The 26,622-nt window shown below is 48.1% G+C and carries 25 protein-coding genes; 7 read left to right on the top strand and 18 right to left on the bottom strand.

Annotated features, from left to right (window positions below; all coding sequences use genetic code 11):
* The first annotated feature begins 1 nt into the window (after position 1).
* Entirely contained in the window at positions 2 to 928 is a 927-nt protein-coding gene (locus DET62_RS07055) for a Ppx/GppA family phosphatase (RefSeq protein WP_110013430.1), read from the top strand.
* On the opposite strand, the gene hemB is transcribed toward DET62_RS07055, so the two are convergent.
* From hemB to trmH, 11 genes are read right to left on the bottom strand one after another with little or no spacing between them, the layout of a single operon-like run.
* Positions 925 to 1,932, bottom strand: coding sequence for a porphobilinogen synthase (gene hemB, locus DET62_RS07050; RefSeq protein ID WP_110013431.1), 1,008 nt, complete (start codon positions 1,930 to 1,932; stop codon positions 925 to 927). The two genes, DET62_RS07055 and hemB, sit on opposite strands and share 4 nt — an antisense overlap.
* 17 nt (positions 1,933 to 1,949) lie before the next feature.
* On the bottom strand, positions 1,950 to 3,728 hold the full coding sequence (locus tag DET62_RS07045) for a diguanylate cyclase (RefSeq protein ID WP_110013432.1): 1,779 nt from the start codon (positions 3,726 to 3,728) through the stop codon (positions 1,950 to 1,952).
* Positions 3,721 to 4,512 carry a TatD family hydrolase gene (locus DET62_RS07040; RefSeq protein WP_110013433.1) on the bottom strand — a complete coding sequence of 264 codons (792 nt, stop codon included), beginning with the start codon at positions 4,510 to 4,512 and terminating at the stop codon, positions 3,721 to 3,723. Before DET62_RS07040 ends, DET62_RS07045 begins: the two co-directional genes overlap by 8 nt.
* Entirely contained in the window at positions 4,502 to 5,236 is a 735-nt protein-coding gene (gene tatC / locus DET62_RS07035) for a twin-arginine translocase subunit TatC (RefSeq protein WP_082815468.1), read from the bottom strand. Before tatC ends, DET62_RS07040 begins: the two co-directional genes overlap by 11 nt.
* Positions 5,229 to 5,579: a Sec-independent protein translocase protein TatB gene (gene tatB, locus DET62_RS07030; RefSeq protein WP_110013434.1), complete on the bottom strand. Its 351-nt coding sequence runs from the start codon at positions 5,577 to 5,579 to the stop codon at positions 5,229 to 5,231. Before tatB ends, tatC begins: the two co-directional genes overlap by 8 nt.
* On the bottom strand, positions 5,580 to 5,801 hold the full coding sequence (gene tatA, locus DET62_RS07025; protein WP_011235596.1) for a twin-arginine translocase TatA/TatE family subunit: 222 nt from the start codon (positions 5,799 to 5,801) through the stop codon (positions 5,580 to 5,582). It lies immediately after the preceding gene.
* 20 nt (positions 5,802 to 5,821) lie between these two features.
* On the bottom strand, positions 5,822 to 7,483 hold the full coding sequence (ubiB, locus tag DET62_RS07020; protein WP_181396968.1) for a ubiquinone biosynthesis regulatory protein kinase UbiB: 1,662 nt from the start codon (positions 7,481 to 7,483) through the stop codon (positions 5,822 to 5,824).
* A 2-nt stretch (positions 7,484 to 7,485) separates the two neighbouring features.
* Positions 7,486 to 8,091 (bottom strand): SCP2 sterol-binding domain-containing protein, encoded by a 606-nt coding sequence (locus DET62_RS07015; protein ID WP_110013436.1) that lies wholly within the window; start codon positions 8,089 to 8,091, stop codon positions 7,486 to 7,488.
* Entirely contained in the window at positions 8,091 to 8,846 is a 756-nt protein-coding gene (gene ubiE, locus DET62_RS07010; RefSeq protein ID WP_110013437.1) for a bifunctional demethylmenaquinone methyltransferase/2-methoxy-6-polyprenyl-1,4-benzoquinol methylase UbiE, read from the bottom strand. Before ubiE ends, DET62_RS07015 begins: the two co-directional genes overlap by 1 nt.
* Positions 8,847 to 8,887: 41 nt before the next feature.
* Complete coding sequence (recG, locus tag DET62_RS07005) at positions 8,888 to 10,969, bottom strand: ATP-dependent DNA helicase RecG (protein WP_110013438.1); 2,082 nt, start codon at positions 10,967 to 10,969, stop codon at positions 8,888 to 8,890.
* A 9-nt stretch (positions 10,970 to 10,978) separates the two neighbouring features.
* Positions 10,979 to 11,659, bottom strand: coding sequence for a tRNA (guanosine(18)-2'-O)-methyltransferase TrmH (trmH, locus tag DET62_RS07000; protein WP_110013439.1), 681 nt, complete (start codon positions 11,657 to 11,659; stop codon positions 10,979 to 10,981).
* Between the two features lie 96 nt (positions 11,660 to 11,755).
* On the opposite strand from trmH, the gene DET62_RS06995 reads away from it, so the two are divergent.
* Complete coding sequence (locus DET62_RS06995) at positions 11,756 to 12,964, top strand: HDOD domain-containing protein (protein ID WP_110013440.1); 1,209 nt, start codon at positions 11,756 to 11,758, stop codon at positions 12,962 to 12,964.
* A 5-nt stretch (positions 12,965 to 12,969) separates the two neighbouring features.
* Here DET62_RS06995 and DET62_RS06990 read toward each other — a convergent pair whose 3' ends face one another.
* Entirely contained in the window at positions 12,970 to 14,499 is a 1,530-nt protein-coding gene (locus DET62_RS06990) for a bifunctional GNAT family N-acetyltransferase/carbon-nitrogen hydrolase family protein (RefSeq protein ID WP_011235603.1), read from the bottom strand.
* Positions 14,500 to 14,621: 122 nt separating this feature from the next.
* On the opposite strand from DET62_RS06990, the gene DET62_RS06985 reads away from it, so the two are divergent.
* Positions 14,622 to 15,962 carry a Na+/H+ antiporter NhaC family protein gene (locus DET62_RS06985; protein WP_034822693.1) on the top strand — a complete coding sequence of 447 codons (1,341 nt, stop codon included), beginning with the start codon at positions 14,622 to 14,624 and terminating at the stop codon, positions 15,960 to 15,962.
* Here the strand turns inward: DET62_RS06985 and DET62_RS06980 are convergent, their stop codons facing one another.
* The 4 genes from DET62_RS06980 to gmk all read right to left on the bottom strand — a co-directional run bounded on the left by DET62_RS06980 (position 15,963) and on the right by gmk (position 19,535).
* A complete protein-coding gene (locus DET62_RS06980; RefSeq protein WP_011235605.1) occupies positions 15,963 to 16,355 on the bottom strand; it encodes a RidA family protein in 393 nt (130 codons plus the stop codon).
* A 1-nt stretch (position 16,356) separates the two neighbouring features.
* Positions 16,357 to 18,462, bottom strand: coding sequence for a bifunctional GTP diphosphokinase/guanosine-3',5'-bis pyrophosphate 3'-pyrophosphohydrolase (gene spoT / locus DET62_RS06975; protein ID WP_034822695.1), 2,106 nt, complete (start codon positions 18,460 to 18,462; stop codon positions 16,357 to 16,359).
* A gap of 102 nt (positions 18,463 to 18,564) precedes the next feature.
* Positions 18,565 to 18,834, bottom strand: a complete 270-nt coding sequence (rpoZ, locus tag DET62_RS06970; protein ID WP_011235607.1) for a DNA-directed RNA polymerase subunit omega — start codon at positions 18,832 to 18,834, stop codon at positions 18,565 to 18,567.
* Between the two features lie 68 nt (positions 18,835 to 18,902).
* Positions 18,903 to 19,535: a guanylate kinase gene (gmk, locus tag DET62_RS06965; RefSeq protein ID WP_011235608.1), complete on the bottom strand. Its 633-nt coding sequence runs from the start codon at positions 19,533 to 19,535 to the stop codon at positions 18,903 to 18,905.
* 75 nt (positions 19,536 to 19,610) lie between these two features.
* Here gmk and DET62_RS06960 point away from each other — a divergent pair, with 75 nt between their 5' ends.
* On the top strand, positions 19,611 to 20,858 hold the full coding sequence (locus DET62_RS06960; protein ID WP_243833596.1) for a CynX/NimT family MFS transporter: 1,248 nt from the start codon (positions 19,611 to 19,613) through the stop codon (positions 20,856 to 20,858).
* On the opposite strand, the gene DET62_RS06955 is transcribed toward DET62_RS06960, so the two are convergent.
* On the bottom strand, positions 20,842 to 21,432 hold the full coding sequence (locus DET62_RS06955) for a TetR/AcrR family transcriptional regulator (protein WP_110013442.1): 591 nt from the start codon (positions 21,430 to 21,432) through the stop codon (positions 20,842 to 20,844). The two genes, DET62_RS06960 and DET62_RS06955, sit on opposite strands and share 17 nt — an antisense overlap.
* A 143-nt stretch (positions 21,433 to 21,575) precedes the next feature.
* Between DET62_RS06955 and pyp the strand changes: the two genes are divergently transcribed.
* Positions 21,576 to 21,953, top strand: coding sequence for a photoactive yellow protein (pyp, locus tag DET62_RS06950; protein ID WP_034822699.1), 378 nt, complete (start codon positions 21,576 to 21,578; stop codon positions 21,951 to 21,953).
* A gap of 1 nt (position 21,954) precedes the next feature.
* The gene (locus tag DET62_RS06945) at positions 21,955 to 23,223 is read left to right on the top strand and encodes an AMP-binding protein (RefSeq protein ID WP_110013443.1); all 1,269 of its coding nucleotides are present in this window, start codon (positions 21,955 to 21,957) and stop codon (positions 23,221 to 23,223) included.
* On the opposite strand, the gene DET62_RS06940 is transcribed toward DET62_RS06945, so the two are convergent.
* A complete protein-coding gene (locus DET62_RS06940) occupies positions 23,220 to 24,386 on the bottom strand; it encodes a PAS domain-containing protein (protein WP_243734899.1) in 1,167 nt (388 codons plus the stop codon). The genes DET62_RS06945 and DET62_RS06940 overlap by 4 nt on opposite strands.
* Positions 24,387 to 24,537: 151 nt before the next feature.
* Here DET62_RS06940 and DET62_RS06935 point away from each other — a divergent pair, with 151 nt between their 5' ends.
* Positions 24,538 to 26,580: a BCCT family transporter gene (locus DET62_RS06935; RefSeq protein ID WP_110013445.1), complete on the top strand. Its 2,043-nt coding sequence runs from the start codon at positions 24,538 to 24,540 to the stop codon at positions 26,578 to 26,580.
* The last annotated feature ends 42 nt before the right edge of the window (positions 26,581 to 26,622 follow it).

The following is a 26,622-nucleotide window of genomic DNA, read 5'->3' as shown; positions in this document are numbered from 1 at the left end:
TATGCCAGCCAAAAAGCGCAAACTTGCTGCCATTGACATGGGATCCAACAGTTTTCACCTGTTGATGGCAGAAGTTTCAATGACGGGGTTCTTTCCTAAGCCCCGGATTCTTTCCCAGCATAAGCAGAAAGTTCGTTTAGCCGACGGCTTGAACGACAATGACAGCATAGACGACGCTGCCATTTCCCGTGGCATAGATTGCCTTACTCTGTTTGCCGAAGAGCTTAAGCGCTTCCAGCCTTTTGCAGTAAAAGCGGTAGCAACTGCGGCGCTGCGCAAAGCCAGTAATCAGAAAGAGCTTCTTGCACGCTTTGAGTCGACATTAGGCTTCCCCATTGAAGTTATTACCGGAGAGAGTGAAGCTGAATTCATTTATGCCGGGGTTTGTAGTGCGTCACAATGCCGGGATAAAGTTCTGGTTATTGATATTGGTGGTGCCAGTACTGAGGTTGTAGCCGGTAATGGAACTCAGGCCAATGTGCTTCATAGTCTGGATATGGGCTGTGTGGTGTTTCAAAACCGTTTCTTTAAAGGTGGAGAAATTAACCCGGATAATGTAGAGCTGGCCATTCAGGCCGCTACCAAACTTATTAGGCCCTACATCGCTGATTATCAGCAGCATGGATGGCTACGAGTTCTTGGCGCCTCTGGTACTTTTCGTGCACTTACTGAAATAGCGGCGGCAGAGAAACAACCGGGGCTTACTCAAATCTGGTTAAGTGAACTGATTCAGCGTTGTATCCGGCAGGGGCAAGTTGAGCGTCTGAATTTTGCCGGATTACGTGATGACCGCCGCACTGTTCTAATGGGCGGAATCACTATACTTTTGGCGGCACTGAAAGCACTTAGTGTGGACGATTTTGAGGTGACTACAGGCGCGTTACGCGAGGGGCTACTCGCGCAACTTGCCAATGAAATAACAGCTTAGCCTTTCTTCGTTGCCAGACGTTCAGCTACCGATTTTGCAAAGTAGGTAAGAATGCCGTCAGCACCTGCCCGCTTGAAACCCAGCAAACTTTCTTCAATAACGTCCTGACCCAGCCAGCCATTTTTAATGGCGGCCTGGAGCATGGCATATTCACCACTGACCTGGTACGCGAAAGTCGGCACGCCGAAGGTGTCTTTTGCGCGGCGCACAATGTCTAAATAAGGCATGCCCGGCTTCACCATCACCATGTCAGCGCCCTCCTGAATATCCAGTGCAATTTCCTGCAGAGCTTCGTCTGAATTAGCCGGGTCCATCTGATAGGTCTTTTTGTCAGCTCCCTTCAGATTGCCGGCAGAGCCGACCGCGTCGCGAAATGGGCCATAAAACGCGCTGGCATATTTAGCCGAATACGCCATAATTTGAGTGTTGATAAAGCCTTCAGCTTCCAGTGCTGAACGAATAGCGCCAATGCGCCCGTCCATCATATCCGACGGAGCCACAACATCTACCCCGGCCCGCGCATGAGACACCGCCTGTTTTACTAAAACTTCGGTAGTAATATCATTCACCACGTAGCCGCTGTCATCAAGAATACCGTCCTGCCCATGAATGGTAAAAGGATCCAAAGCAACATCGGTCATTACACCCAGCTCCGGAAACTCAGCTTTTATGGCTTTGACCGCACGCTGAGCCAGACCGTTATCATCATAGGCCGCCTCAGCCATCTCCGACTTAGCCGAAGCAGGAGTCACCGGGAATAACGCGACCATAGGAATACCCAAGTCAACCAACTGAGCGCATTCTTGCAACAACAGATCTATACTCACACGGTCAACGCCAGGCATTGAACTGACCTGCTCACGCTGGTTCTCACCTTCGAGAACAAACATAGGGTAAATTAAATCGTCCACACTTAACTGGTTTTCTGCCACCAGCCGTCGGCTAAAACCGTGGCGGCGTAAGCGTCTTAGTCGTCTGCCCGGAAAAGTACCCTGATTTGTCATTCTTGACTCCTGATTGGTTACTGCACCGCTAATCTGTCACGGCCTTCATTTTTAGCCGCATATAGCGCGTCGTCTGCGGCTTTAAAAAGCTCATCTACATTATCAAAAATACGTACGCTAGTGGAGATCACCCCAATACTCAGCGTGATCTTAAGCAAACCGGCATCGGTTTTAAATTCGGTATTACGAACCTTTTCCAGTAACTGACTGGCAAAAATTTCAGCCTCCTGAAGGTCGGTTTCCGGCAAGATAATGGCAAACTCTTCACCACCATAACGACAGACAATATCAGCGGCTCGTTTAGCGTGTTGCTGCATCAATTTTGCTAACTGTTGCAGGATTTGGTCTCCGGCAAGATGCCCATAGGTATCGTTCACGGGTTTAAAATGGTCGACATCGATCATTAGTAACGCTAGCGGTAACTCGCGGCGTAATGTACGCCGCAGTTCACGTTCCAGATGCTGCTGGAAATAACGGCGGTTATACAAACCGGTCAACGGATCTTCCGTATTCTTCTGTTCCAGCTCTGTATTAACGTCCTGGAGCTCGCGCAGAGCAACTTGTAGCTCGAACGTACGTTCGTCAACACTTTCTTCCAGCTCGCGGTTATGACGTTGCTCGGCCTGCAGCCGCTCTTTACGTTGCTCGCTGTAGCGTACGGCAAGAACCCAGGACAACAGCAAAATTTCAATGCCTGAACCTATCATAATGGCATGACGCTGGATGAACATGCTGTCGATGATGCCTAGATACCCGAGAGAATTGACAACTACAGAAACGAGCAAGCTACACCAGGCTAAGGTGAAAATGCGGGCGTAAACAAAACCCTTACGCCACATATATACGCCCACAACCAGAAGAAATAAACAACCAGGTACAGCTAAACTCAACAACACATGAATGCTAACTCGATAGTTGGCGAAAATAGCAATTAGCAGACTCAAACCGGCAAGGAAGGCCATCACCATTAACCCTCTGCCCCAGGTATATCGGTAACGTTTTAGCTCAAGGAGCTGATAAGCAAACAAGGCAGCGGTTAGAAAGGTTAGACTACCGAATATAGGAATTCCTTTATCCTGTAAATACAGAGAGTCAGGCCATAAGTAATGAAAGCCAAGCCCCTCTAATGACAGCATCAACCCGGCAAAAAATAACGTGTAAAGCGAATACACACCAAATTCGGGCTCGCGCGACGCAATAAAACCGAAAAGATTATAAACCGCCATACAAAGCAGTACGCCAAAGTAAATTCCTTCGGCAATACGACGATTCATTTGCGTCTCGAAAAAACCAACTTCGGTACGTACAGCGATAGGCAGGCGCATAGAGCTTTGCGTATTGGTCTTGATATAGATTTCACCACCGATGTCATTGGGTAACGGAACAGCAAATTCCGAGGTCGGTATTGGACGCTCGTAGAAAGGCAAAGTGTCACCCATCCGGTAAGTTCTTACCCCCTCCGGCCTCATAATATAAATGGTCAGCTCATCAAGCAAAGGGTAGGCAATATGCAAAATACGGTCATAAGGCTTAGCGTCTAGCTTAAAGCGAAACCAATATTCATCAGTGGTGTAACCAAAGGAGGCGCGGTCTGTATTCAGTTTATGCCAGTCAGTTGAAGGTAAGTTTTTTGCGGTTTCTAAGTCCAGCTTTTGCTGACTGTTAGTGTACTCAATTGCCAGCTCTGACTGGCTTTCGGGAAGTATTTTCGCCGCAGCAGCGGATGCAGAAAAAAGCAGAGCCACTAGAGCCAAAAATAGCCACTGCAATGCACTTATCCCGGAAGCTTTAGTCACTGTTCTCTCCCAGCCCGAAAAACCGTTCCGTATTAGCATAGGTCAGCTCGGCTAAATGCTGTACCGACACATCAAGATAGTTGGCCAGAGCCTCTCCAACTATCGGTAAAAGCGCAGGTTCATTCATTTTAGGTCGCGGCTTCAGCCCCCGCGGTAATAAAAACGGTGCATCCGTTTCAAGTACCAGCCGATTCAGAGGCAGGTACGGCAAAGCTGACACCAGTTCCTGGTTACGCCGCTCGTCGCACACCCAGCCAGTAATACCAAACCAATGACCTCGCTCAGCATAACGATTCAGCGCTTCAGCGCCACCGGTAAAGCAATGAGTTAAGCAGGGCGTTGAGTCATCACAATTCTGGTTTAACAACTCTATTTGACGGTCAATGGCATCGCGTTCATGCAAATACAGCGGAAGGTTTAGCTCATTAGCCAGCTCAATTTGAGCAACGAATACCTCTTCCTGTGCCTCGCGAGGAGAAAAATTCCGGTTAAAATCCAGACCACATTCACCAATAGCCACAACATAGGGCAAGCCGGCCAATTCCCGTAACTGCTCTTTGTAATTTGCTGACGCCTCGCCGGCGTCGTGTGGGTGAATACCCACGGTCATCAGCAACTTCTCAGGAAACTGCTGACACAATTTAACGGCTTGCTCAGCCTCTTCAATAGAGGTCGATATAATCAGCTGCTTTTTCACATTGTCCTGCTCTGCACGAGCCATAACCCCGTCCAGATCGCTCAACAACCTTTTGTTGGTTAAATTCACTCCGGCATCAAACCACATCGTCGTCTTCCTGCTGGGTGGGTGTATACCAACGGCTAACTTGTAAGCCTAACTCAAACAACAACCACATAGGTATTGCCAATAACGTTTGGGAAATAACATCGGGTGGGGTTAGCAACATACCAATAGCAAACGCACCAACAATAATGTAAGGCCGTTTTTTAGCCAGCGACTCACGGGTACAGGTACCGGTCCAGATCAACAGCATAATGGCAACCGGCGTTTCAAAGGCAATACCAAAAGCAACAAAAATAGCCAGAATAAAGTCCAGATAACGGGAGATGTCGGTGGCAACCGTGACCCCCTCCGGCGCTGCACTGCTGAAAAATGCCATGGCAAGAGGCAGAACCACAAAATAGGCAAAGGCAATACCGGCATAAAACAGCAAAGTGCTGGTAGCCAAAAGCGGAATTACTAAGCGCTTCTCGCGACCATACAAGCCCGGCGCTATAAAGCCCCATATTTGCCACAGTAAATAAGGGACGGTAAGAGCCAGAGCCACGACCAAAGTTAATTTAAAAGGGGTAAAGAACGGCGCCGCAACGTCTGTGGCGATCATTTGCGAACCAACCGGCATGTTCATCAGCAGGGGCTGGGCGACAAAATGATAAATATCATTGGCAAAGTAAGCGAGCGCAGCGAACACAACCAGAATAACCAATACCGAGCGTAATAGTCGGCTTCTGAGCTCCAGCAAATGATTTAATAAAGGGGAGTCACTCATTACCTTTACCCACATCGGTTCCGGTTTTTTCTTTGGGTTCGGAATCTGGCTTAGAATAGGGTCGCTGAACCTCTTCTGCCGCACTTCTTAATTCGACTAGCGAGCGTTGCAGTTCCGGACTTAAATTTTCAAGGTCCTGACTCTCAGCTTGTTTCAAATGTTCGTGCAGCTCTTTAATACGCAGTTCATGGTCAAGCTCATTCTGTACTTTTTGAGAGTACTGCTTAATACTCGACAAGGTTCTCTGAAAGCCACGAATAGCCGAAGGCAGGCGCTCGGGACCAAGCACCAGCAAGCCGACTATCGCAATCAGCAATAACTCCCAGAAACCAATATCGAACATTTAAGATTTCCCGGATTTATCCGAATTGGACTTATCGTCATGTTCTTCTTTGTGCTGCAAAGAGTCGTCTTTATCTTTGCTGTCATCTTCGTCGCCCATAGACTTTTTAAAGCCTTTTACCGCATTACCTAAGTCTGAACCCAGGCTACGCAGACGCTTGGTGCCAAACAGCAATACAACAATGACCAACAAGATGAGTAACTGCCAAGGTGATACACCCATGTTATTTCCTACCGTTTAAGTTAAACAAATTCACTATTCTTTGTTTTCGGGCGAGTGCGCCAGGCCATAAGGCCCAGCAGTACAGTGACAATACCCGCTCCAATCGTCACTTCTGAAAGCTCAGTCTGGTTCCAGAGCAGAGTCGTACAAATTAAGCCGCTGCCGGTTAACACAGTCCAGAACAGCGACGTCGATGCTTGTCTTTGTGTTAATAACTGCTGCTTACGTAACTCTCGCTCGCGCTCATCAATATTATGTTGTTGACGAAGGTTTTCATACAACATCATTGGCATTTCCGGCAGTTTTTCCGCCCAGTACGGCGCGTTCTCTTTTACCGACCGCACAATCGCCCGCCAGCCCAGCTGTTCCTTCATCCAGCGTTCAAGGAAGGGTTTTGCCGTTTTCCATAAATCCAGCTCCGGGTACAACTGACGCCCCAAACCTTCAATGTACAACAGGGTTTTCTGCAGTAATACCAGCTGCGGCTGAACTTCCATCTCAAAGCGTCGCGCCGTATTAAATAAGTTAATCAGCACATGCCCGAATGAAATTTCCGCCAACGGCTTCTCAAAAATAGGTTCACAAACCGTTCTTATGGCAGACTCAAACTCTTCAATATTGGTGTGTTTGGGTACCCAGCCTGAATCAACATGCAGCTCCGCAACTTTGCGGTAATCGCGGTTAAAAAATGCCAAAAAGTTTTCAGCTAAATAACGTTTGTCGTCGCGGTTCAGAGTTCCGACAATACCAAAATCAATACCAATGTAGCGCGGATTCAATGGGTCATCTTTCGCCACAAAAATGTTGCCAGGGTGCATATCGGCATGGAAAAAACTGTCGCGGAATACCTGAGTGAAAAAGACTTCAACGCCCCGCTCAGCCAGTTTTTTCATATCTACGCCGCGGGCTTTCAGGGTGGCAATATCACTCACCGGAATGCCATCAATGCGTTCCATTACCATCACGTTGTGGCGACTGTAGTCGCTGTAAACCACCGGAATGTATAACATGTCGGAGTTTTCAAAGTTGCGCTTCAGCTGTATCGCGTTACCGGCTTCGCGCATTAAGTCCAGCTCATCCAGCAAGGTTTTGCGATACTCTTTAACCACTTCTTTAGGTTTTAAACGCCGCCCGTCGGGCAAATGGTGTGCAGCTACCGAAGCCAGGGTTTCCATCAATTCTAAATCCGCATTAATGGTCTCGCGAATATCCGGGCGAATAACTTTTATGACAATATCCGTTAGCTCACCGTCTCTGGTCTTCAGTTTCCCGGTGTGCACCTGAGCAATTGACGCTGACGCTAAAGGCGTTGTGTCAAAATCTGCAAAACAGTCATGGATGCTCTGCAAGCCTAAGGACTTTTCGATAATACGCTGTGCGGCATGACCATCGAAAGGAGGAACTTTGTCCTGCAGGCGTGCCAGTTCAATTGCAATATCAGGCGGTAATAAGTCGCGGCGGGTTGAGAGCATTTGCCCGAACTTGACCCACACCGGGCCCAGCTCTTCCAGTGCCAGTCTTAAACGCACACCGGCAGGCTTGTCTTTATGCTTATTAGGCAACCAGAAAAAAGCATGGCGGCCTAAACGGATAGTCCAGGGCAACCAACCCGCAGGGATAAGATCATCTAACCCGTAACTCAGTAGTGTTTTGGTGATTTTGTAAAAGCGGCGCGTCCGCATCATTAACCCTTCTTCTCACGACACTGGCGTTCAAGGCGCTCGATTTGAGCCCGCAGCTGTTGTAAATCGGTTTTAAACTGGTCAAATTCAGCTCTTACCGGTAATAATTTCTTCTCTTCGGTCAACACACCATGCACCCAGCGCTGCTGCTGTTGCCAATGTGTTTTTACCTGCTCACGGCTACGTCGCCACAGCTTTCCCAGCCAGTAGGCAGGCGCGTCACCAACGGTTTTCGCGAGCTCAGCTTCCCAGTCAACGTTCAGCGACTTAAACAAGCTAACCACTTGTTGCGCCAGCATGGGGTCACCATCAATATCCAGTAAGTCCGCTTTTATCAGCCGCGTGAGGTTAGCGGTATCCTGCAACTCCGGCAATACACCCATTTCTGTTGCAATACGGCAGTCTACTTCGCTGTCATCCGAGGTACTAAGCTGAACACCATGGGCATCAACACTCACAGTGACTTCAAAGGGCAGTTCCTTCAGATGAAAACGCAGGCGCTTACCGTCCAGCCGCTGCAAACGTTCCGCCGATTCCGGGTCACGGTGCAGCACATTGTTTGCTAACTTCTCGACCAACAAGATTGGAATAAGCGGTAATAACGTCATCAGAACTTATACCCTCGGTGCAGTGCAACCACGCCACCAGTCATGTTCTGGTAGTCGACTTTTTCGTAACCAGCTGCTTCCATCATTGACTTCAGTGTTTCCTGGTCCGGGTGCATACGGATAGATTCCGCCAAATACTGATAGCTGTCAGAGTCGTTAGCAACAACCTGCCCCATTTTTGGCAAAATGTTGAACGAATAAAAGTCGTACACCTGATTCAATGTAGCCGATACCGGCTTAGAAAATTCAAGAATTAGTACCCGACCGCCAGGTTTCAGTACCCGCAACATAGAGCGAAGAGCTTTGTCTTTGTCGGTGACATTGCGCAAACCAAAAGCAATGGTAATAACATCAAAGGTATTGTCATCAAACGGAAGTTCTTCCGCGTCAGCCTGCACGTAACGAACATTGCCAATAATGCCTCTGTCACGCAGCTTGTCACGACCCACTTTCAGCATAGCGTCGTTAATATCGGCCAGCATAACTTCGCCCTCAGCACCAACACGACGTGAGAACTGAGCCGTTAAGTCGCCAGTTCCGCCGGCAATATCCAATACTTTCATACCACGGCGAACACCACTGCAGTCAATGGTATAACGCTTCCATAAACGATGAATACCAAACGACATTAAGTCGTTCATAACATCATATTTTGCCGCTACCGATTGAAAGACATCAGCGACCAGGTTTTTTTTCTGATTACGGGCGACTTTTTGATACCCAAAATCAATGGATTCTTCGTTTTTATCGTTCATTCAACTATCCCGAACTGATTTTGTACTAGTGTACTTGATGATCACACCTGAGCATAGTGGTCACGACGCGGTAACCAACGCTCAATTAGCGCTTCCGCGCTTTGCGGATAATGCTCTAATACGTGCTGAGCAATATTTTGGGCTTCTGGTATTAACGCTTCATCGCGCTCTAAGTCAGCCACTTTTAATTCAGCTAACCCTGTCTGCCGGTGGCCTAGCAATTCACCCGGCCCACGAATTTCCAGATCGCGCTGTGCAATCACAAAACCGTCGTTACTTTCGCGTAAAACGCCCAGCCTCTGCTGTGCAGTTTGCGATAACGGACTGTGATACAGCAGCACGCAATGACTGGCTACAGAGCCCCGGCCAACGCGGCCGCGCAACTGGTGTAACTGAGCTAAGCCCAGCCGTTCCGGGTTTTCAATAATCATGAGCGACGCGTTGGGAACATCCACCCCAACCTCTATGACCGTCGTTGCGACCAATAAGTCAATATCACCCGCTTTAAACGCCTGCATTACCTGTTCTTTCTGCTCATGTTTAAGCCGGCCATGCACCAGGCCAATACTCAAGCCCGGCAATTGCTCCTGCAAGTCATTGGCGGTGTCTTCTGCGGCCTGACATTCAAGTACATCGGACTCTTCAATAAGGGTACAGACCCAATACGCCTGACGGCCTTCAGTGGCACAGACCTCCCGCACACGCTCCACAATTTGTTCCCTCCGGGTATCCGGAATGGCAACCGTGGTTACCGGTGTGCGTCCGGGCGGTAATTCATCAATAACTGATGTGGCTAAATCCGCATACGCTGTCATAGCCAAAGTTCGCGGGATGGGTGTTGCAGTCATAATTAACTGGTGAGGATGCACGCCGGCCTGAACGCCTTTTTCGCGTAATTGTAACCGCTGGTGCACACCAAAACGGTGCTGTTCGTCAATAATCACCAGTGCCAGGCGCCGATACTCAACATCCGCCTGAAACAACGCGTGGGTACCAACCAGTAAATGAATTTCACCCTGCTTTAACTGTGCCAGTAACTCCCGACGGGACTTGCCTTTAGATTTGCCACTTAACCAGCCCACGTTGATTCCTAAAGGCATCAACCACTGACTGAAAGTAATGGCGTGCTGTTCAGACAAAAGCTCGGTCGGCGCCATTAAAGCCACCTGATATCCAGCTTCAATGGCTGCCAGAGCGCTGAGCGCAGCAACCAGAGTTTTGCCTGAGCCGACATCACCTTGCACCAGTCGCATCATTGGCTGACCTTGCGCCATATCGCTGGTAATTTCTTTCACCACTCTTGTCTGCGCGCCAGTGGGTGAAAACGGCAACTGCTTTAAAAATGCCTCTTGTAACGCACCATTGCCTTTTATGGTAAAGCCCGCCTGAGCCTGTCGAGCCTGGCGTAACTGCAGCAAACTTAACTGGTGAGCAATAAGTTCTTCCGATGCCAGGCGCTGCTGCGCGGGATGCTCGCCTTGCTCCAGCAGTGCCAGGGGAACATCCACCGGCGGCCGGTGCAGAGTCAAAATAGCCTGCTCTAAAGAAAGTTGATGGGGTCTTAAATTTTCAGGCAGCAGTTCAGGTAAAGAGCCGGGCTGAAGATACGTCAGTGCCTGCTCGATGATCTTGCGCAAAATTCCCTGAGTCACGCCTTCTGTCATGGGGTAAACCGGCGTCAGAGTTTCCTGCATATTCAATGGCTCGCCAGCTTTGACCATTCGGTACTCGGGGTGAACCATCTCCCAGCCGGTCATGCCCCGACGCACTTCGCCAAAGGCTAGTAACTGCGTGCCTTGTGCGAATTGCTTTAGCTGAGCCGCGCTAAATTGAAAAAACCGCAGACTGATACTGCCGGTTTCGTCACTGGCCTGACAAATCAGCATGCGCTTACGGCCGTACTTAATATCGGCATGCCGCACCGTGACCAAAACATTGGTTGCCACACCGGCACGCAAATTTGCAACGTCGGTCACTTGGGTACGATCTTCGTATCTCAGCGGCAGGTGCAACAGTGCATCGCTGACAGAGGCTAAGCCCAGCTTGCGCAGCTTAACCGCAACCTTTTCGCCCACACCTTTAAGTACCGTCAGTGGAATGTGCTGCAGTCCTTTTACCGCCACCTTTGCTCCTTATCTTGCGCGCATCGCCAGCCACCAGGCTTCATCAGCGACAATTTGTCCATTTTCATCCAGCTCCGGGTAAGGCATATTCTTACGTTTACACGCCTTTGCATAAACTGGATGACCACCTTCAAATAACACCCTGTGCCGCTCTTCGGCGCTGATATGTGTTTTATCGTATAAGCCAGCCTGCTCTCGTTGTCGCTGCGCTTCATACAGCATCACCGCGCCAGCAACAGAGACATTCAGTGACTGTACCATGCCTACCATAGGAATCATTACGTGATAATCAGCAATATCCAAAGCTTCATCGGTAACGCCATACTTTTCCTGCCCCAGCAGAATTGCGGTTGGTTTGGTGTAATCCACTTCACGAAAATCCACCGAATGTTCCGAAAGGTGAGTCACTACAACTTGCATGCCCCGACCTTGAGTTGCCTCAAGAGCTTCACTAACGGTTTTATGATTATGAATTTTCACCCAGTTTTGACTGCCAAGCGCAGTACCACCCGACAAACGCGCCTTTTTGGTCAGCCATATGGCGTGCATTTCATGCACGCCTATCGCATCTGCTGAGCGAACCACCGCAGACAAATTATGGTTTTTATGCACGTTCTCCATGACAACAGTCAGGTCTGGCTGGCGTTTGTCCAACATTTGGTTAATTCGTTGATATCGTTCAGGACTCATTGCTTTTTTAAGAAAATAGGACTAGATATAAGCAGTATACCCGAGAGATTCGGTCAGAACTAACCCTATGCTTTACTCAGGATAATAAGAATAACAATGTCGTACTCCTACATTGCGCGGCAACCTATTTTAACCAGAGACCAAAAAGTTTTTGGTTACGAACTGCTGTTCCGCAACAGCACTGAAAACAGTTTTCCGAATATTGACCCTAACGAGGCCACCTCCAAACTGCTTTTGCAGCAACATTTACTGGGCGACATTCAGACGCTTTGTATGGGAAAGCAGGCGTTTATCAATTTTCATGCCCGTACTTTGCTAAATGACTTCCCTTCCTTTCTCAACGCCCGCACCGTGTGGGTAGAGCTACTGGAAACCGTGGGGGTTGATGCACCCTTGTTAGAAGCATGTAGCGCCACTCGCGCAAAAGGTTACCGAATTGCATTGGATGATCATGATTTTGCCGGGCAATGGGAACCTCTCATTCCTATGGTCAATATGGTGAAAGTTGATATCCAGGAGCAAGGTTTAGAGCTTGATGAAAAAATTCGCTTCTTTAAAGAAAAGGGCGTTCCACTGCTCGCGGAACGGGTTGAGACCAGAAGTGAGTTCGAACGTTGTTTAGAGCTAGGCTTTGATTATTTTCAGGGTTTTTTCTTCGAAAAACCGCAAATTGTCCAGCAAAAATCTCTCGCGCCTAATCGCATTAGTATGCTGACACTGTTGTCTGAAGCGCATAAAAAAGAACTCGACTTAGATACCATACGACAAGCCATTGAGCAGGACTTATCACTCACTTACAGCTTGCTTAAACTGGTCAACAGCGCTTTATACGGCGGCCGCAGGAAGATTGAAAACATCCAGCATGCCCTGGTCTATTTGGGGACTACCGAAATTCGCCGTTTTATCACTCTGATTGTTTTAGCTAATGTGTCAGCAGGGCAGCCTGAAGAGTTGACCATTAAATCGGTCACCCGAGCGCGCTTTATGGAATTGGTTACGGTTGAAATTCTTAACGAAAAGCACCGTTCCAGTGCTTTTTTAACAGGCATGCTGTCATTACTGGATATCATTTTGGGCGTATCTATGCAGGAGGTGCTTAGACAGCTTCCGTTGTCTTCAGAAATTACAAAAGCATTGAAAAGCCGCGAGGGTGTATGGGGATATCTGCTGCAAATGACCGAGCTTTATGAGCGCGGCGAGTGGGAAGCTCTGGATAAGCACCCGCTAAAACAAAAATTGAACGGCACCGATATTGGCCAGCTTTATATCGATGCCAGCCAGTGGTGCCGTTTAGCCCTATTCTAAATGCCCTAGCTCATCCGTTTACGAGATACTTCATAGATATCCGTACGACGATCCTTTTTATTGGTCACTGAGCCTTCATGGTGCAAATAACGCAGCTCATCCAGATTTAAGTCTGAGAACATTAGCATTTCCGTGTTCGGCGTGGTCTCCGACATGATGGCGTCATGCGGGAAGGCGAAATCCGAAGGAGAGAATACTGCCGACTGCGCATATTGCACATCCAGACTTTCCACTTCAGGCAAGTTGCCCACGCTACCGCAAATCACCACATAACACTCGTTCTCTACCGCACGGGCCTGAGCGCAATGTCGTACACGCAGGTAGGCGTTACGGGTATCTGTCCAGAACGGTACAAACAGAATTTCTAATCCTTCGTCCGCCATTATGCGACCCAGTTCTGGGAACTCCACGTCATAGCAAATTAAAATGCCAATGCGTCCGGCGTCGGTATCGAACACTTTAACTTCGTTGCCGCCTTCAATGACCCAGTCGCGCTTTTCGTGCGGGGTAATATGCAATTTGTACTGCTCTTCTACCGAGCCATCGCGACGACACAAATACGAGACGTTATAAATACTATCTCCGTCCTGCACCGGCATCGACCCGGTAATAATATTGACGTTATAGCTGACTGCCATTTGCGACATTTCACGCTTAAACAGATCGGTGTACCCAGCCAGAAAACGAATTGCGTCCATTTGCTGACTCTGGTCAGTTAGCCCCATTAACGGCGCATTGAAAAACTCCGGAAAGACGGCAAAGTCGCTTTGATAACCCGACAGAGCATCAACAAAGTATTCCACCTGCTTCAGCAACTCTTCTACCGACTCCACCGAGCGCATTTGCCACTGCACGGCACCCACCCGCACATTTTGAATACGGGTTGTCAGAATATTGTCTGAGGGCTCATACAGAAAATTATTCCACTCCAGTAAAGTGGCAAAGCCGCGTGACTTTTTATCTTCCGGAAGATACTTACCTAACAGCCGTTTTACGCTAAAGTCATTCGCCAGCTGAAAGGTCAGAATCGGGTCATAAATTTCGCGCCGCTGCACTTTGTCCAGATACTGGCTTGGCGTCAGTTCATTTGCATATTTGTGGTAATTGACAATACGACCACCAGCCAGAATGGCGCGCAGGTTGGCCTGCCGGCACAGCTCTTTACGTGCGTCGTACAAGCGACGCCCCAGACGATAACCGCGATACTCCGGGTGAATTAAGACATCCAGCCCATAGAGCGCGTCACCTTTTTTATTGTTAAGAATGGCCTCTCTGTGACCAATTAAGTCGTCATAGGCGTGAGGGTTAGAAAACTTGGTGTAGGCCACCTTAACCGTTAAGGCGACACCAACAATGCGGCCATTATCCTCCAGACAAAACTGACCTTCGGAAAAGTCCTTTATCAGCTTTTCTATAGTGAACTGGCTCCAGGAGCCACCTATGTCTGTGTAAACAGCATCCATTAATTCTTTTAACTGTTCGTAATCTTCCAGCCGCAAATTTCGTATTTGCAAATGCAGTTCATCGGGGCTCATTATCTTTATCCTGATCTAAAACAACTTTACCGACAGTCTACACGTAATTGGAATAAGGTTGCATCAGGATAATTAGCTGTATAAACTTCTGGACGTCCAAATAAAAACAAGAAGGCTGACACATGACCAATGCTTCGCCACAACCGGCTAGCGCTAAAGCGCTGTTACCTCTGGCTTTATTCTTGATCCTGTTCTTAGGAACCGGATTGTATTTTCAAAGCGAAGGGGTCGAATACGCGTTTTACCAATTACCCAGCCCGGTTGCGATTCTGCCGGCCATAGTCCTTGGTATTTTACTCAGTAAGCAGGCATTTGAAGAGCGCATCGAAACCTTCGTTGGCGGCGTTGGCGACAACAACATTATTACCATGTGTCTCATTTACTTGCTGGCGGGTGCGTTTTCGACGGTGGCAGAGGCAACCGGTGGGGTCGACGCGATGGTGGCACTTGGGCTAAATGTTATTCCGGCTTCTTTCCTGCTGCCCGGGTTGTTTATTATTGCCGGGGTTATCTCTACCGCTATGGGCACCTCTATGGGCACACTGGCGGCGCTGGCTCCGGTGGTTCTGGGCATTGGTGAAGCAACCGATATTAGTTTGCCGCTGCTGGCCGGGGTACTTGTTAGCGGCGCCATGTTTGGCGATAACTTATCCATTATTTCAGACACCACCATTGCCGCGACTCGTACACAGGGCTGCACCATGCGGGACAAATTCCGCGCGAACTTAAAAATTGCCATACCCGCGGCTATCTTTACCGTAATTTGGTTAGTCACTTACGACACCAGCCAGGTGCCTTTAGAAATTCCGGAAGCCAACTTATGGCTATCATTACCTTATTTCATCATTATTGTTTTAGCGGTTATGGGGCTTAATGTTTTTGCCGTACTCGGGCTTGGCATTGTATTAGCAGCCGCTTTTGGCATGTTCACTGTCGACTACGAATGGGTGGCTTTTAGTCAGGATATCTACGAAGGTTTTGGCAGTATGCAGGAAATCTTCCTGCTGTCGCTGCTCATTGGCGGCTTGTCGGCGTTAATTCGTCAGCAAGGGGGATTGGCTTTCTTAGCGGGTTTTGTCGAAAGCGCAGCGAATAAGGTCAGTAAACACAAGCAGCGGGCATCAGCTATTGGCGTGGCGGCCCTGACCGCTCTGACAAATCTATGCGTCGCCAACAACACCGTCAGTATCTTACTGGCCGGCGAAGTTAGTAAACGTCTGGCCAAAGTGGGCAATTTAGCACCGCGCCAAAGCGCCAGCTTATTGGATATTTTTGCCTGCGTTGTGCAGGGAGCTTTGCCTTACGGGGCACAGGCACTGTTGATGGGAGCCAGCTTTAAAATATCGCCACTATCGGTCAGTCTGCATACGGGGTATTGCTTTATTCTGGCAGCCGTGGCTATTGCCATTATCATCTGGCGCCGCCCTCTGGAAGACAGAGAGCCGACACCAGAAACAGCTTAATTAATAGGTACTGGGCAGTTCCATAATGCCGTCAATTTCGATTTGCGCGCCTTTCGGCAACTGCTTTACGCCGATAGCCGCGCGAGCCGGATACGGTTCTCTGAAATGCTTCGCCATGACTTCATTTACAATGGCAAACTGCCCCAGATCGGTCAGGTAAATCTGTACCTTTATCATGTCCTGCAGTTCGCCGCCGGATGCCTCACAAACAGCCGTCAGGTTTTTAAACACCTGCTCAGCCTGGGCCGTGAAGTCTTCACTAACAAGCTCCATACTTTCAGGAACCAGAGGGATTTGTCCAGAAAGGTATACTGTCGTACCAATTTTTACCGCCTGTGAATAAGTGCCGATAGCTGCTGGCGCTTTATCCGTTGAAATAATCACTTTAGACATATTACTTCCTTAAGCGCGTCACGCGCTGAACATCCGGCATCTTACGAATATGACGGATCACATCCGCTAAATGCTTACGGTTTTTTATCGTTAAAGCCACATCAATAAAATAAATGTTGGCATCAATTTCTTCGGTCTGCAGACCATCAATATTACAGCCCGTGGTTGCAATAGCCGATGTTAACTTAGCCAGCACGCCCTGATTATTGACAATTTCGATACGAATTTCAGAAATAAACTCGGCTTCAGGTTTATTATCCCACTCAACCGGGAAATAACGCCCTGGGTCATCTTCATGGCCACGAACGTTTTTACACTCACGACGATGAATAACCAAACCTTTACCCGGACTCACATGGGCAATGATATCGTCGCCCGGAATAGGCCGACAGCATTTGGCGAAACTGACCAGCAGACCTTCGGCGCCTTTAATTGAGAGGCTTTTCTGTGATGCGTTGTCATCTTTTATCGGCTGTAAGTCGCCTAAAAGCCGCTTCGCAATGGCCACCGACATCATATTGCCCAGCCCAATTTGTTTCAGCAAATTCTCGCGGCTATCAATTTTTGTTTCCTGCAATACCCGCTTAAATTCCGACTCTGGAATTTCGTCGTAACTGACCTGCCCGAGTGCTGAGCGAAGTAAGCGCTCACCCAACTGTTGCGCTTCGTCAGCTTCCTGACTTTTCAGGTACTGGCGAATTTTAGCCCGGGCTTTACCGGTTACCACAAAGTTTAACCAGGCAATATTCGGGCGTGAGTTAGGTGCTGTTTTTATCTCAACCGTTTGCCCGGTTTCCAGCGGTTTACTCAACGAATAAGTACGATGGTTAACTCTCGCACCAATACAGGTGTTACCAACGTCGGTGTGCACAGCGTAGGCAAAATCTACCGCGGTAGCGCCCTGAGGTAATTCGGTAATTCGGCCATCGGGACTGAACACGTATATTTCATCCGGGAATAAGTCAGACTTTACGCTTTCAATGAATTCAAACGAGTTGCCAGCGCTTTGTTGTAACTCTAACAAGCTTTGCATCCACTTACGCGCGCGCACCTGAGCCGTGGTGCTGGAATCGTCCGATTGTTTATACATCCAATGCGCGGCGACACCGCGGTCGGCCATCAGATCCATCTCTTCGGTACGAATCTGAATTTCTACCGGCACCCCGTGAGGGCCTTTCAAGGAGGTATGCAACGACTGATAACCGTTCGACTTTGGAATAGCAATGTAGTCTTTAAACCGCGTTTCAATAGGCTTATACAAATTGTGCAGCGCCCCAAGAACCCGGTAACAAGTATCGACACTGTCCACAATGACGCGGAAAGCATATATGTCCATGACCTGTTCAAACTTCACTTCTTTGGCCTGCATTTTCCGGTAAATGCTGTGCAGATGCTTTTCACGGCCAGACACCCGTGCCTGAATATTGTTACCGTCCAGGCGCGAACTGATTTCGCTTTGCACTCGCTCGGTAAACTCGCGACGGTTACCGCGGGCACGTTTTACTTCTGACTCAAGCAATTTCCCACGCCAGGGGTACAGCGCCCAGAAGCCCAGTTGCTCCAGCTCATTTTTAATATCGTGCATACCCAGGCGGTGCGCTAAAGGTGCATAAATTTCTAAGGTTTCACGGGCAATACGGCGGCGTTTGTCGGGGCGCAAATGCTGAATGGTGCGCATGTTATGGGTGCGGTCAGCCAGTTTAATCAGAATAACCCGAATATCCTGCACCATCGCCATAATCATCTTGCGATAGTTTTCGGCCTGAGCTTCTTCTTTGGAGTTAAACTGCAACTTATCCAGTTTAGACACGCCCTCCACTAAACTGGCAACAGTTGCCCCAAAACGCTCGGCCAGATCTTCCCGGCTGGTTTCAGTATCTTCAATAACGTCATGAAGTAGAGCCGCCATTAAGGTTTCGCAATCCAACCTCATGTCAGCAAGCAGGCTTGCAACCGCAACCGGGTGCGTAATGTAAGGCTCGCCGCTGCTGCGTTTTTGCGAACTGTGGGCTTCGTTTGCTACAACAAAGGCATCACGAATACGTTCCACCTGCTCGGACGGAAGATACTCACTAACCTGAGCCTTTAAGCCTTCAAATAAGTACACCAGTTAACTCCCCGGGTAATACCGGACTATGAATATACTTTCAGAATAAGGGGATTTGACGGAATTGCCAACGGCATTGATGCCGTTGGCGAACAGAAACTTTTATTCGATACCGCGTAGTGCATCTACCGCACGCAGTTCTTCAGCGTCTTGCTGCTTTTGAGCCGCCTGATCTTCAATATCAAGACGTTCGTTGTCGATAAGGCCTTGCTCTATTTCACGCAAAGCAATAACAGTTGGTTTTTCGTTTTTTGTTTCAACTAATGGCTCTTTACCATTGGCCAGCTGACGCGCGCGGCGTGAGGCTAACAAAATTAAATCAAAACGGTTACCAACACGGTCTACAGCATCTTCTACAGTTACGCGAGCCATGGTTTACTCCCAATAAAGCGTGAGTCGTATTTTTCGAAAGGCTAAGAATTATACGGAATTAAGGCCTATTATCCAAGTAATTCCTTCAATACGCTTGAATATCTTATTTGCTGATGCGGCATTTTTTGTCGCTGGGCTAAAACGATATGCTCCAGCGATGCCAGACTGTTGTTAAAGTCATCATTTACCAGTAGATAGTCAAACTCATGATAATGCGACATTTCTGCCTGAGCTTTTGCCATGCGCTCAGCAATAACTTCGTCGGAATCCTGTCCGCGAACACGCAAACGTTCCTCCAGAATTTCCAGGCTGGGCGGAACAATAAAAACCGAACGCACTTCAGGATGGTGTTCACGAACCTGCTGAGCGCCCTGCCAGTCAATATCCAGAAATACGTCTTTGCCTTCAGCCAATAAAGACTCTACAACTTTACGGGAAGTGCCGTAATAGTTGCCAAATACACGTGCCCATTCGTAAAATTCACCGGCATCAATACGTTGTTCAAATTCTTCAGTACTGAGAAAGTGATAATGAACACCCTGTACTTCTCCCGGACGCGGAGCGCGAGTGGTGGACGATACAGACACCTGCATAGACTGATCAGGATGCTTTTCCAACAAAGCCCGAATGAGGCTCGACTTCCCTGCGCCACTCGGGGCCGCAATGATAAACAAATTCCCTAACACCGGAGACGCGGTCATAACGGGTTCTCTTTTAAAAAACGGACGATCACTGTTGGCGCGAAATAATAACACGGTTTCACACCGCGATGAAAATTGAGTAAAGTATGGCTTTTAAGGACTGGTGGTATTACTTTGCAGACTCAATCGGCGCCTGTCGCAAAACCGTCTAAATTCCCCCTGCTGTTCGGCTTGCTCGTACTGGTATTGCTGGGGCTTAATTTACGTCCTTTGCTGACATCCGTAGGGCCGCTGACCGATGAGCTACAAACCATTACAGGTCTGTCTTTCAGTCAGGTATCGCTGTTAACGACACTACCCATTCTAATGATTGGCTTAATGGCCTTATTTGCCGGACGGGTGACAACAGCTTTGGGTTACCGGCAAGGTATTGGGCTGGGCTTGTTGATTCTGTGCGCAGGCCTTACTGCCCGGCTATTTGAGCCGACCAGCACCAGCATGATTACCAGCGCTTTAGTGGGCGGAGTTGGCATTGCGTTACTGCATATCGTTATTCCGGAACTGACCAAACAACAGTATTTGAATCGTCTGGGTATGGTCACTGGCCTTTGGTCTGCGGCACTCATGGGCGGCGCGGCGCTAGGTGCTGTCGCGACGCCATGGGCGGCAAATTTATTACCAGAGCGCTTTCAGGCACTAGGCAGCTGGTCTCTTTTAGCGGCGATAGTGCTGATTATTTGGTACTTACCATTTAACCGCACACCGGTTGCCAGCATTCCTCCCCGACATCTGCTATTGCGGGCTCACCGTTACCCCAGGGCTTGGCTTCTGGGTATTTATTTTGCCCTGGTGAATGCAGGATACGCCGGATTTATTGCGTGGATAGCGCCATTTTATGGTGAATTCGGTTGGCCCGCACAAAAAGCAGGGAATTTACTGGCGCTGTTTTCTCTGGTTCAGGTTATCGGCGCTTTGCTGCTACCGGCTCTATCGCGCACACAAGACAGACGGTTGTGGCTAACAGCCGCGGTACTTATTCAAATGGCAGGCTTTGCGGGGTTAAGCTGGTTTCCGACCGAAGCTCCCTGGCTATGGTCGGCACTTTGCGGCTTTGGCTTAGGTGGTGCCTTCCCGCTATGTATTGTTATGGCGCTGGACCATATCGATAACCCTGTGCAGGCAGGGCGCCTGGTTTCTTTTATGCAGGGTATTGGCTTTATGTTTGCCAGTCTAATGCCGCTGTTAACCGGATGGTTCAGAGACGTTTCCGGCAATTACAGTTTCGGCTGGCAGTTACATATTATTGTCGGCATTCTTATTTTGCTGATAACCTGGCAATTTAACCCTAATAGCTACCGTGGCCTGTTTAACTTGCGGGAATAATTCTCGCAATTATATCGTCGGCTAAGCTTTCCAACTGCTGCCGCGGAATTTCTCGCCTGGCCATGGTGCGCAAACCAATAATATTCGTCTGTAATAAAAGCCCCAGACGTTCAGGAGACTGCGAACTACCGATTTCTCCACGCTGCTGCGCCTGCTGAAACGCTTCTGTAAAAAGCTGTTCAAATTTATCAAGGTAACTTTGTACTGGCTCGCTAAACGCTTTGTCTTCGGGCGTAAATTCCAGCAAAGTTTTTACCAGCATACACGCCTGCGTAGGCGCACTGGTAGCTGTCATTACCGCAATATTACGAAGATACAGACTGATTCCCTGCAGCACCGAAGACTTTTGCGCTAAAGCTTGCTTAAACTCCTTTTCAGCAAGAGTACAGTATTCTTCAAGGGTCTCTTTAAATAAGGTTTCTTTATTACCAAATGCGGCGTAAATACTTCCTGGCCTCATATCCATTTCTTCCTCTATGTCTTTCATAGAGGTTGCGTGGTATCCCTTGCGCCAGAAAAGCATCAGCGCATTGTTAAGCGCTGTTTCCCGGTGAAATTTAGGCGTTCTGGGCATTATTTTTATCCTTAATTATTTACCTGGGAGCAAGTATAGACCTGCTTGTTGTTAATTTCACTTTAAGAAGTGTTAAGAAAACATGATCTAAATGTCTCGGGCTCCACTATTAACCCATACATTTCGTACTTAGAGGTAACACAATGGAAATTGTTCAATTCGGCTCTGATGATATCGAAAACACCTTAGCTAAAATGTCAGACGACAAATTAAACGACATTGCGTTTGGTGCTATTCAGTTAGACGCCAGCGGTAAAATCATTCAATACAACGCCGCCGAAGGTGACATTACCGGTCGTGACCCGGGTGCTGTCGTTGGCAAAAACTTTTTTAACGAAGTGGCACCATGCACCAACAGCCCTGAGTTTAAAGGACGCTTCGACGAAGGCGTTAAAAACGGCAATTTAAACACCATGTTTGAATATGTTTTTGACTACGAAATGCAACCGACCAAAGTTAAAGTTCATATGAAAAAAGCTTTAACCGGCGACACCTACTGGGTATTCGTTAAGCGACTATAAAGTGACAGACTCACTTCAGCAGCACCTTATTGTTACTGTCATAGGCGATCTTATCGCCGATGAACTTGCGCGTATGCGTCCGGCTGAAAGTGAGTACTGGAAGCGTCGCCAATGGCATGAAGACGACACGTTAGTGGCAAAACACAAGTCAACCAAAGACAATGGCGAGGATGACGTTGTAGTTGATTCGCTGGAACGACTGGCCTTAGCTGGCCGGGTAGTTCAGTTCTTTCATATGGGGGACAGCGGAGTGGAAGATTACCTTCTGCGCCGTAACAGTCTGGCTCAATGGGCTGAAGTTGTTCTGAAATCGCGGCAAGTTCACACCCAAAACTTAACAGTTACCACTTCCGGCAGCACCGGCCAACCCAAAGCCTGCGAGCATTCATGGAGTGCATTAGTTGAGGAAGTGAGAGAGTTTGTCCGTATCTTTGACAACGATTATGAGTTATCTCCAGTTCGTATTGTCGCTTTAGTGCCAAGCCACCATATTTATGGATTTCTGTTTACCGTATTGTTGCCACATCTTGTTGATGCGCCGGTTTTGCGTGGTTTTAAAGCTTATAGCCACGTTCGCAACGGTGGCTTACGTGCCGGAGATGTCGTTGTCGGTTTTCCTGAGTTGCTTACCCAGTTATCGTCAGAGATGCCGCCATTACCGCCCGGAGTACTTTTTATTAGCTCTGCCGGACCGTGCCCTGCCAGTACCTCGCACCAGTTATATGCCATAGGAGCAGCATGCACTGTCGAAATTTATGGTAGCTCTGAAACTGCAGGTATGGCTTACCGGAGTAAACCAGAAAACAACTACCGTTTGTTATCCCGCTGGCGCAGAAATACAGAAGACCATCAGCAGCTAATTGATAAGAAAACAAAGGTTATTTACGAAATACCAGATAATACCCAGTGGCATACAGAGGATGAATTCCAAATCACCGGAAGAGTCGACAAGGCGGTTTCGATACGAGGAATCAATGTGTTCCCGGCTCATATTGCTAAGTGTCTGCGTCAACACCCGGCAGTTGCCGATGCAACGGTACGCCCGATGAGATCCGACGAAGGCTATGGACTGAAGGCCTTTATTGTTTTACAGGAGAATATTAGTGAAACGGTAACTGAACAACGTGTTCAAACCTGGTTAAGTGACAGCCTCTGCGCTGCGGAAATACCGGAGCGAATTAGCTTTGGAGAGCAATTACCCATAAATTCCATGGGTAAGGCGCAAGACTGGAGTATCGATAACTCGCCAACGGGTAAGCCGTTAAATTAATTCAACGCACGTAATAACACATCGTCAAACCTCAGATCTGTTATTTGTGCAGATTCCAACGCTATTTTATGCTCAATGCCGTGCTGCTCTAACAACTGCCGGGTAGCCTGCAGGCAATTCTTATTTTGCTCTGCTGACAGCGTTGACATGAGTACAACGATAATTCCTTTTCCTAAGCAACCCGGAGTGTCGTAATCCTGAATGTTCTGACGGACAATTTTGCTGACGGCTTTTAACGTTTCTGCGTTATTAGCAACGCGCACGACCATGACATAATACTGATGCTCAGAATGAGCCTGGTATAAACTAAAGCGCCGTTGCAGAGACTGCAGCATAAGCCGTCGATTATAAAATCCGGTGTGCTCGTCATTGCCACCGGTTTCCCTGAGCTTGAGCTCAAGTTCTTTATAGTCGGTAATATTCTGAGTTGTACCAAAAATAATTTCACGCCCGGCTTCGTCAATACGATAAATCCCCGATTGCCTTAACCATCGAGTTTCACCGTCACCCAACATAATGCGATGCTCGACATCTCTCGCGCCTGACTGCTTAACGGCATTAATTGCGTCGGTTACGGCTTGTCTGTCTTCGGGATGAGTTCTTTCTAAAGTCAGAGCTAAGGAGGGGGTAACTTTGGACTTGTCCAAACCATGCAAATTGTACATGGTATCCGACCACTGCGATTGGCCAGTTTCTAAATCAAGCTGCCAATGCCCGAGCCCGGCAACTCGCTCAGCAAGCATTAAATTGCGCTGATTTTCTTCAACTTTCAGCTCCAGCATTTTTCTCTCAGTAATGTCCAGCATCTGCCCATTCCAGAGTGCACTGCCGTCGGCCTGTTGACTGGTTACTGCGTGCCCGTATATCCAGCTAACTCTGCCATTTTTAATCACCCGATACTCTTTCACCCACAAATATTGATAGCGGGCAGAGTTGTGCATGCTGCTCAAAACAGATTGTAAGTCGTCGGGATGAATAATTTCACTCAGCAATGTCACGTCATTTGCCAGTGACTCAGCCGAGCACCCAAAAATAGCCTCAACGCCCTGACTGACATAATTAAACTTCAATTGCCCGTCCGGTGAGCGTTCAAGCTGGTATAGCGCCCCCGGTACCGAGTTTGCTAAATGTTCAAGGTTAACCAGTTGTTTCTCATGATCCATAAATTGCAACATAACTCATTATCGATAAACATACGCCGCAATATTAACCCACAGACCAGAAACTAAACAGTAAATAAATGCAAAGTGACCCATTACAAATCTTTTTAAGTAGTCTATATATAAATAAATCATAATAAAAACAGGAGCTTTTATGTCGACCGAGAAGCGAAAGTGGCATTCAGCGATTTTACTGCCTGTCTTTCTTCCTGCGGTTATCGTTATAGCTTTACTGGTTGTAGGCACTTTAAGTGCCCCGGAAAAAGCCGGCGAGCTGTTTAGCTGGACTCTTGCTGGTATTACCGAAAATTTCGGTTGGTTCTACATGTTAGCCGTCGCACTTTTCCTCATGTTCATTATTGGCGTGGGTGTTTCGAGCTGGGGGAAAATTAAACTCGGCCCCGATCATTGCGAACCCGAATACAGTTTCACCTCTTGGTTTGCGATGCTCTTTTCAGCAGGTTATGGCATAGCCTTACTCTTTTTTGGTGTCTCTGAGCCCATACTACATTATGCCGAGCCCCCGGCTGGTGCGGCTGAAACCGTCGGCTCAGCTAAACAGGCGATGCAAATCGCTTATTTCCACTGGGGCTTTCACATTTGGGCAATTTACGGCCTGGTCGGTTTGGTTCTGGCCTATTTTTCATTTCGCCACGGCTTACCGCTCACCATGCGCTCAACCTTGTACCCACTCATCGGTGATAAAATTAATGGCCCCATTGGGCATACTATTGATACCTTCGCCATTCTCGGCACCATGTTCGGCATTGCCACCACGTTAGGGCTTTCGGTTATTCAAATTAATGCCGGGCTCAATTATTTATGGGAAGACATTCCGGTAGGAACAACCGTTCAAGTTATTTCTATTGGGGTCATCACGTTAGCCGCAATCGCTTCGGTCGTCGCAGGCATGGATAAAGGCATTAAGCGGTTGTCCCTGATTAATATTACCTTAGTGATATTCCTGTTGCTGTTCGTTTTCGCGGTTGGCCCGACCATCCATATTCTGGAAACCTTCCTGCAAAATACTGGCGCGTATTTGAGTGGCATTGTCGAGCGCACTTTCAACTTACAAGCCTATGAGCGCAGTGACTGGATAGGTAACTGGACTTTATTCATATTTGGCTGGACTATCGCCTGGGCACCTTTTGTCGGCTTATTTATTGCCAAAATCAGCCGCGGCCGCACTATTCGCCAATTTGTTTTTGGCGTTATGCTGGTACCAACTATATTCACCTTCTTCTGGTTTGCTGTATTCGGTGACACAGCACTAAATATGATCATGAACGAGGGTTACACCACCTTAATTTCAGAAGTTCAGGATAACCAGGCAATAGCACTATTTAAGCTCTACGAAAACCTGCCTATGACCAGTATCTTGAGCTTCCTGACAGTATTACTCATCATCACCTTTTTTGTAACGTCATCGGATTCTGGCTCGTTGGTTATTGATTCGTTGTCCTCTGGCGGCATGATGGAAACACCTATCTGGCAACGTGTTTTTTGGGCAAGCACCGAAGGCATTGTTGCCTCTGTCCTACTGGTAGCCGGCGGTCTAGACGCTCTGCAAACTGCCGCTATTACCAGCGCCTTGCCATTTGCGATTATTATTTTAATATCCGCGGCAGGCATGTGGCGCGCACTTATCATAGAAGGACACCAGTCCAATAGTCTTCAAAGTCATCGCCATTCTCATCGTCGCGGAGTCAATGAGGGAGCCGACTACTGGAAAAAACGTCTGGCGGGTCTGGTCGACTTTCCAAAGAAAGAGAAGGTACTTGAGTTCATCAACGGACCGGCAACAAAAAGTATGAAAAAAGTCCGGGACGAGTTAAGAGATCAGGACTGGCCGGCAGAATTCAAAGCTGACGAAGAACATAACCGTATTATTCTCAGCGTTGAGCGAAAAGGCGATTTAGAATTTGCTTACGAAATTCGTTTAAAAGACTATCTGTTGCCTGAATTCGCTTTAACCAACGATAAAAACAGAGAAGTTTACTATCGGGCTGAGGTGTTTCTCAGACAAGGTGGTCAGTCTTATGATCTCTATGGTTACGAGCAGACCGATATCATTAATGATGTGATTAATCAGTTTGAAAACTATCTGCACTTCCGTCATAACAGTCCCGGAGTTCTGCCCTGGGATCTTGAAAAACATGACGAAGACCTTAATGAAGACCTTGAGTCACAAAAGTAAAAGGAACGTAAAGAAGCCGCTCTTCGGAGCGGCTTTTTAGTG

This window comes from Idiomarina sp. H2 (assembly GCF_004364275.1).
GTDB lineage: Bacteria > Pseudomonadota > Gammaproteobacteria > Enterobacterales > Alteromonadaceae > Idiomarina > Idiomarina loihiensis.
This window is presented reverse-complemented; position numbering and strand designations above follow the sequence as displayed.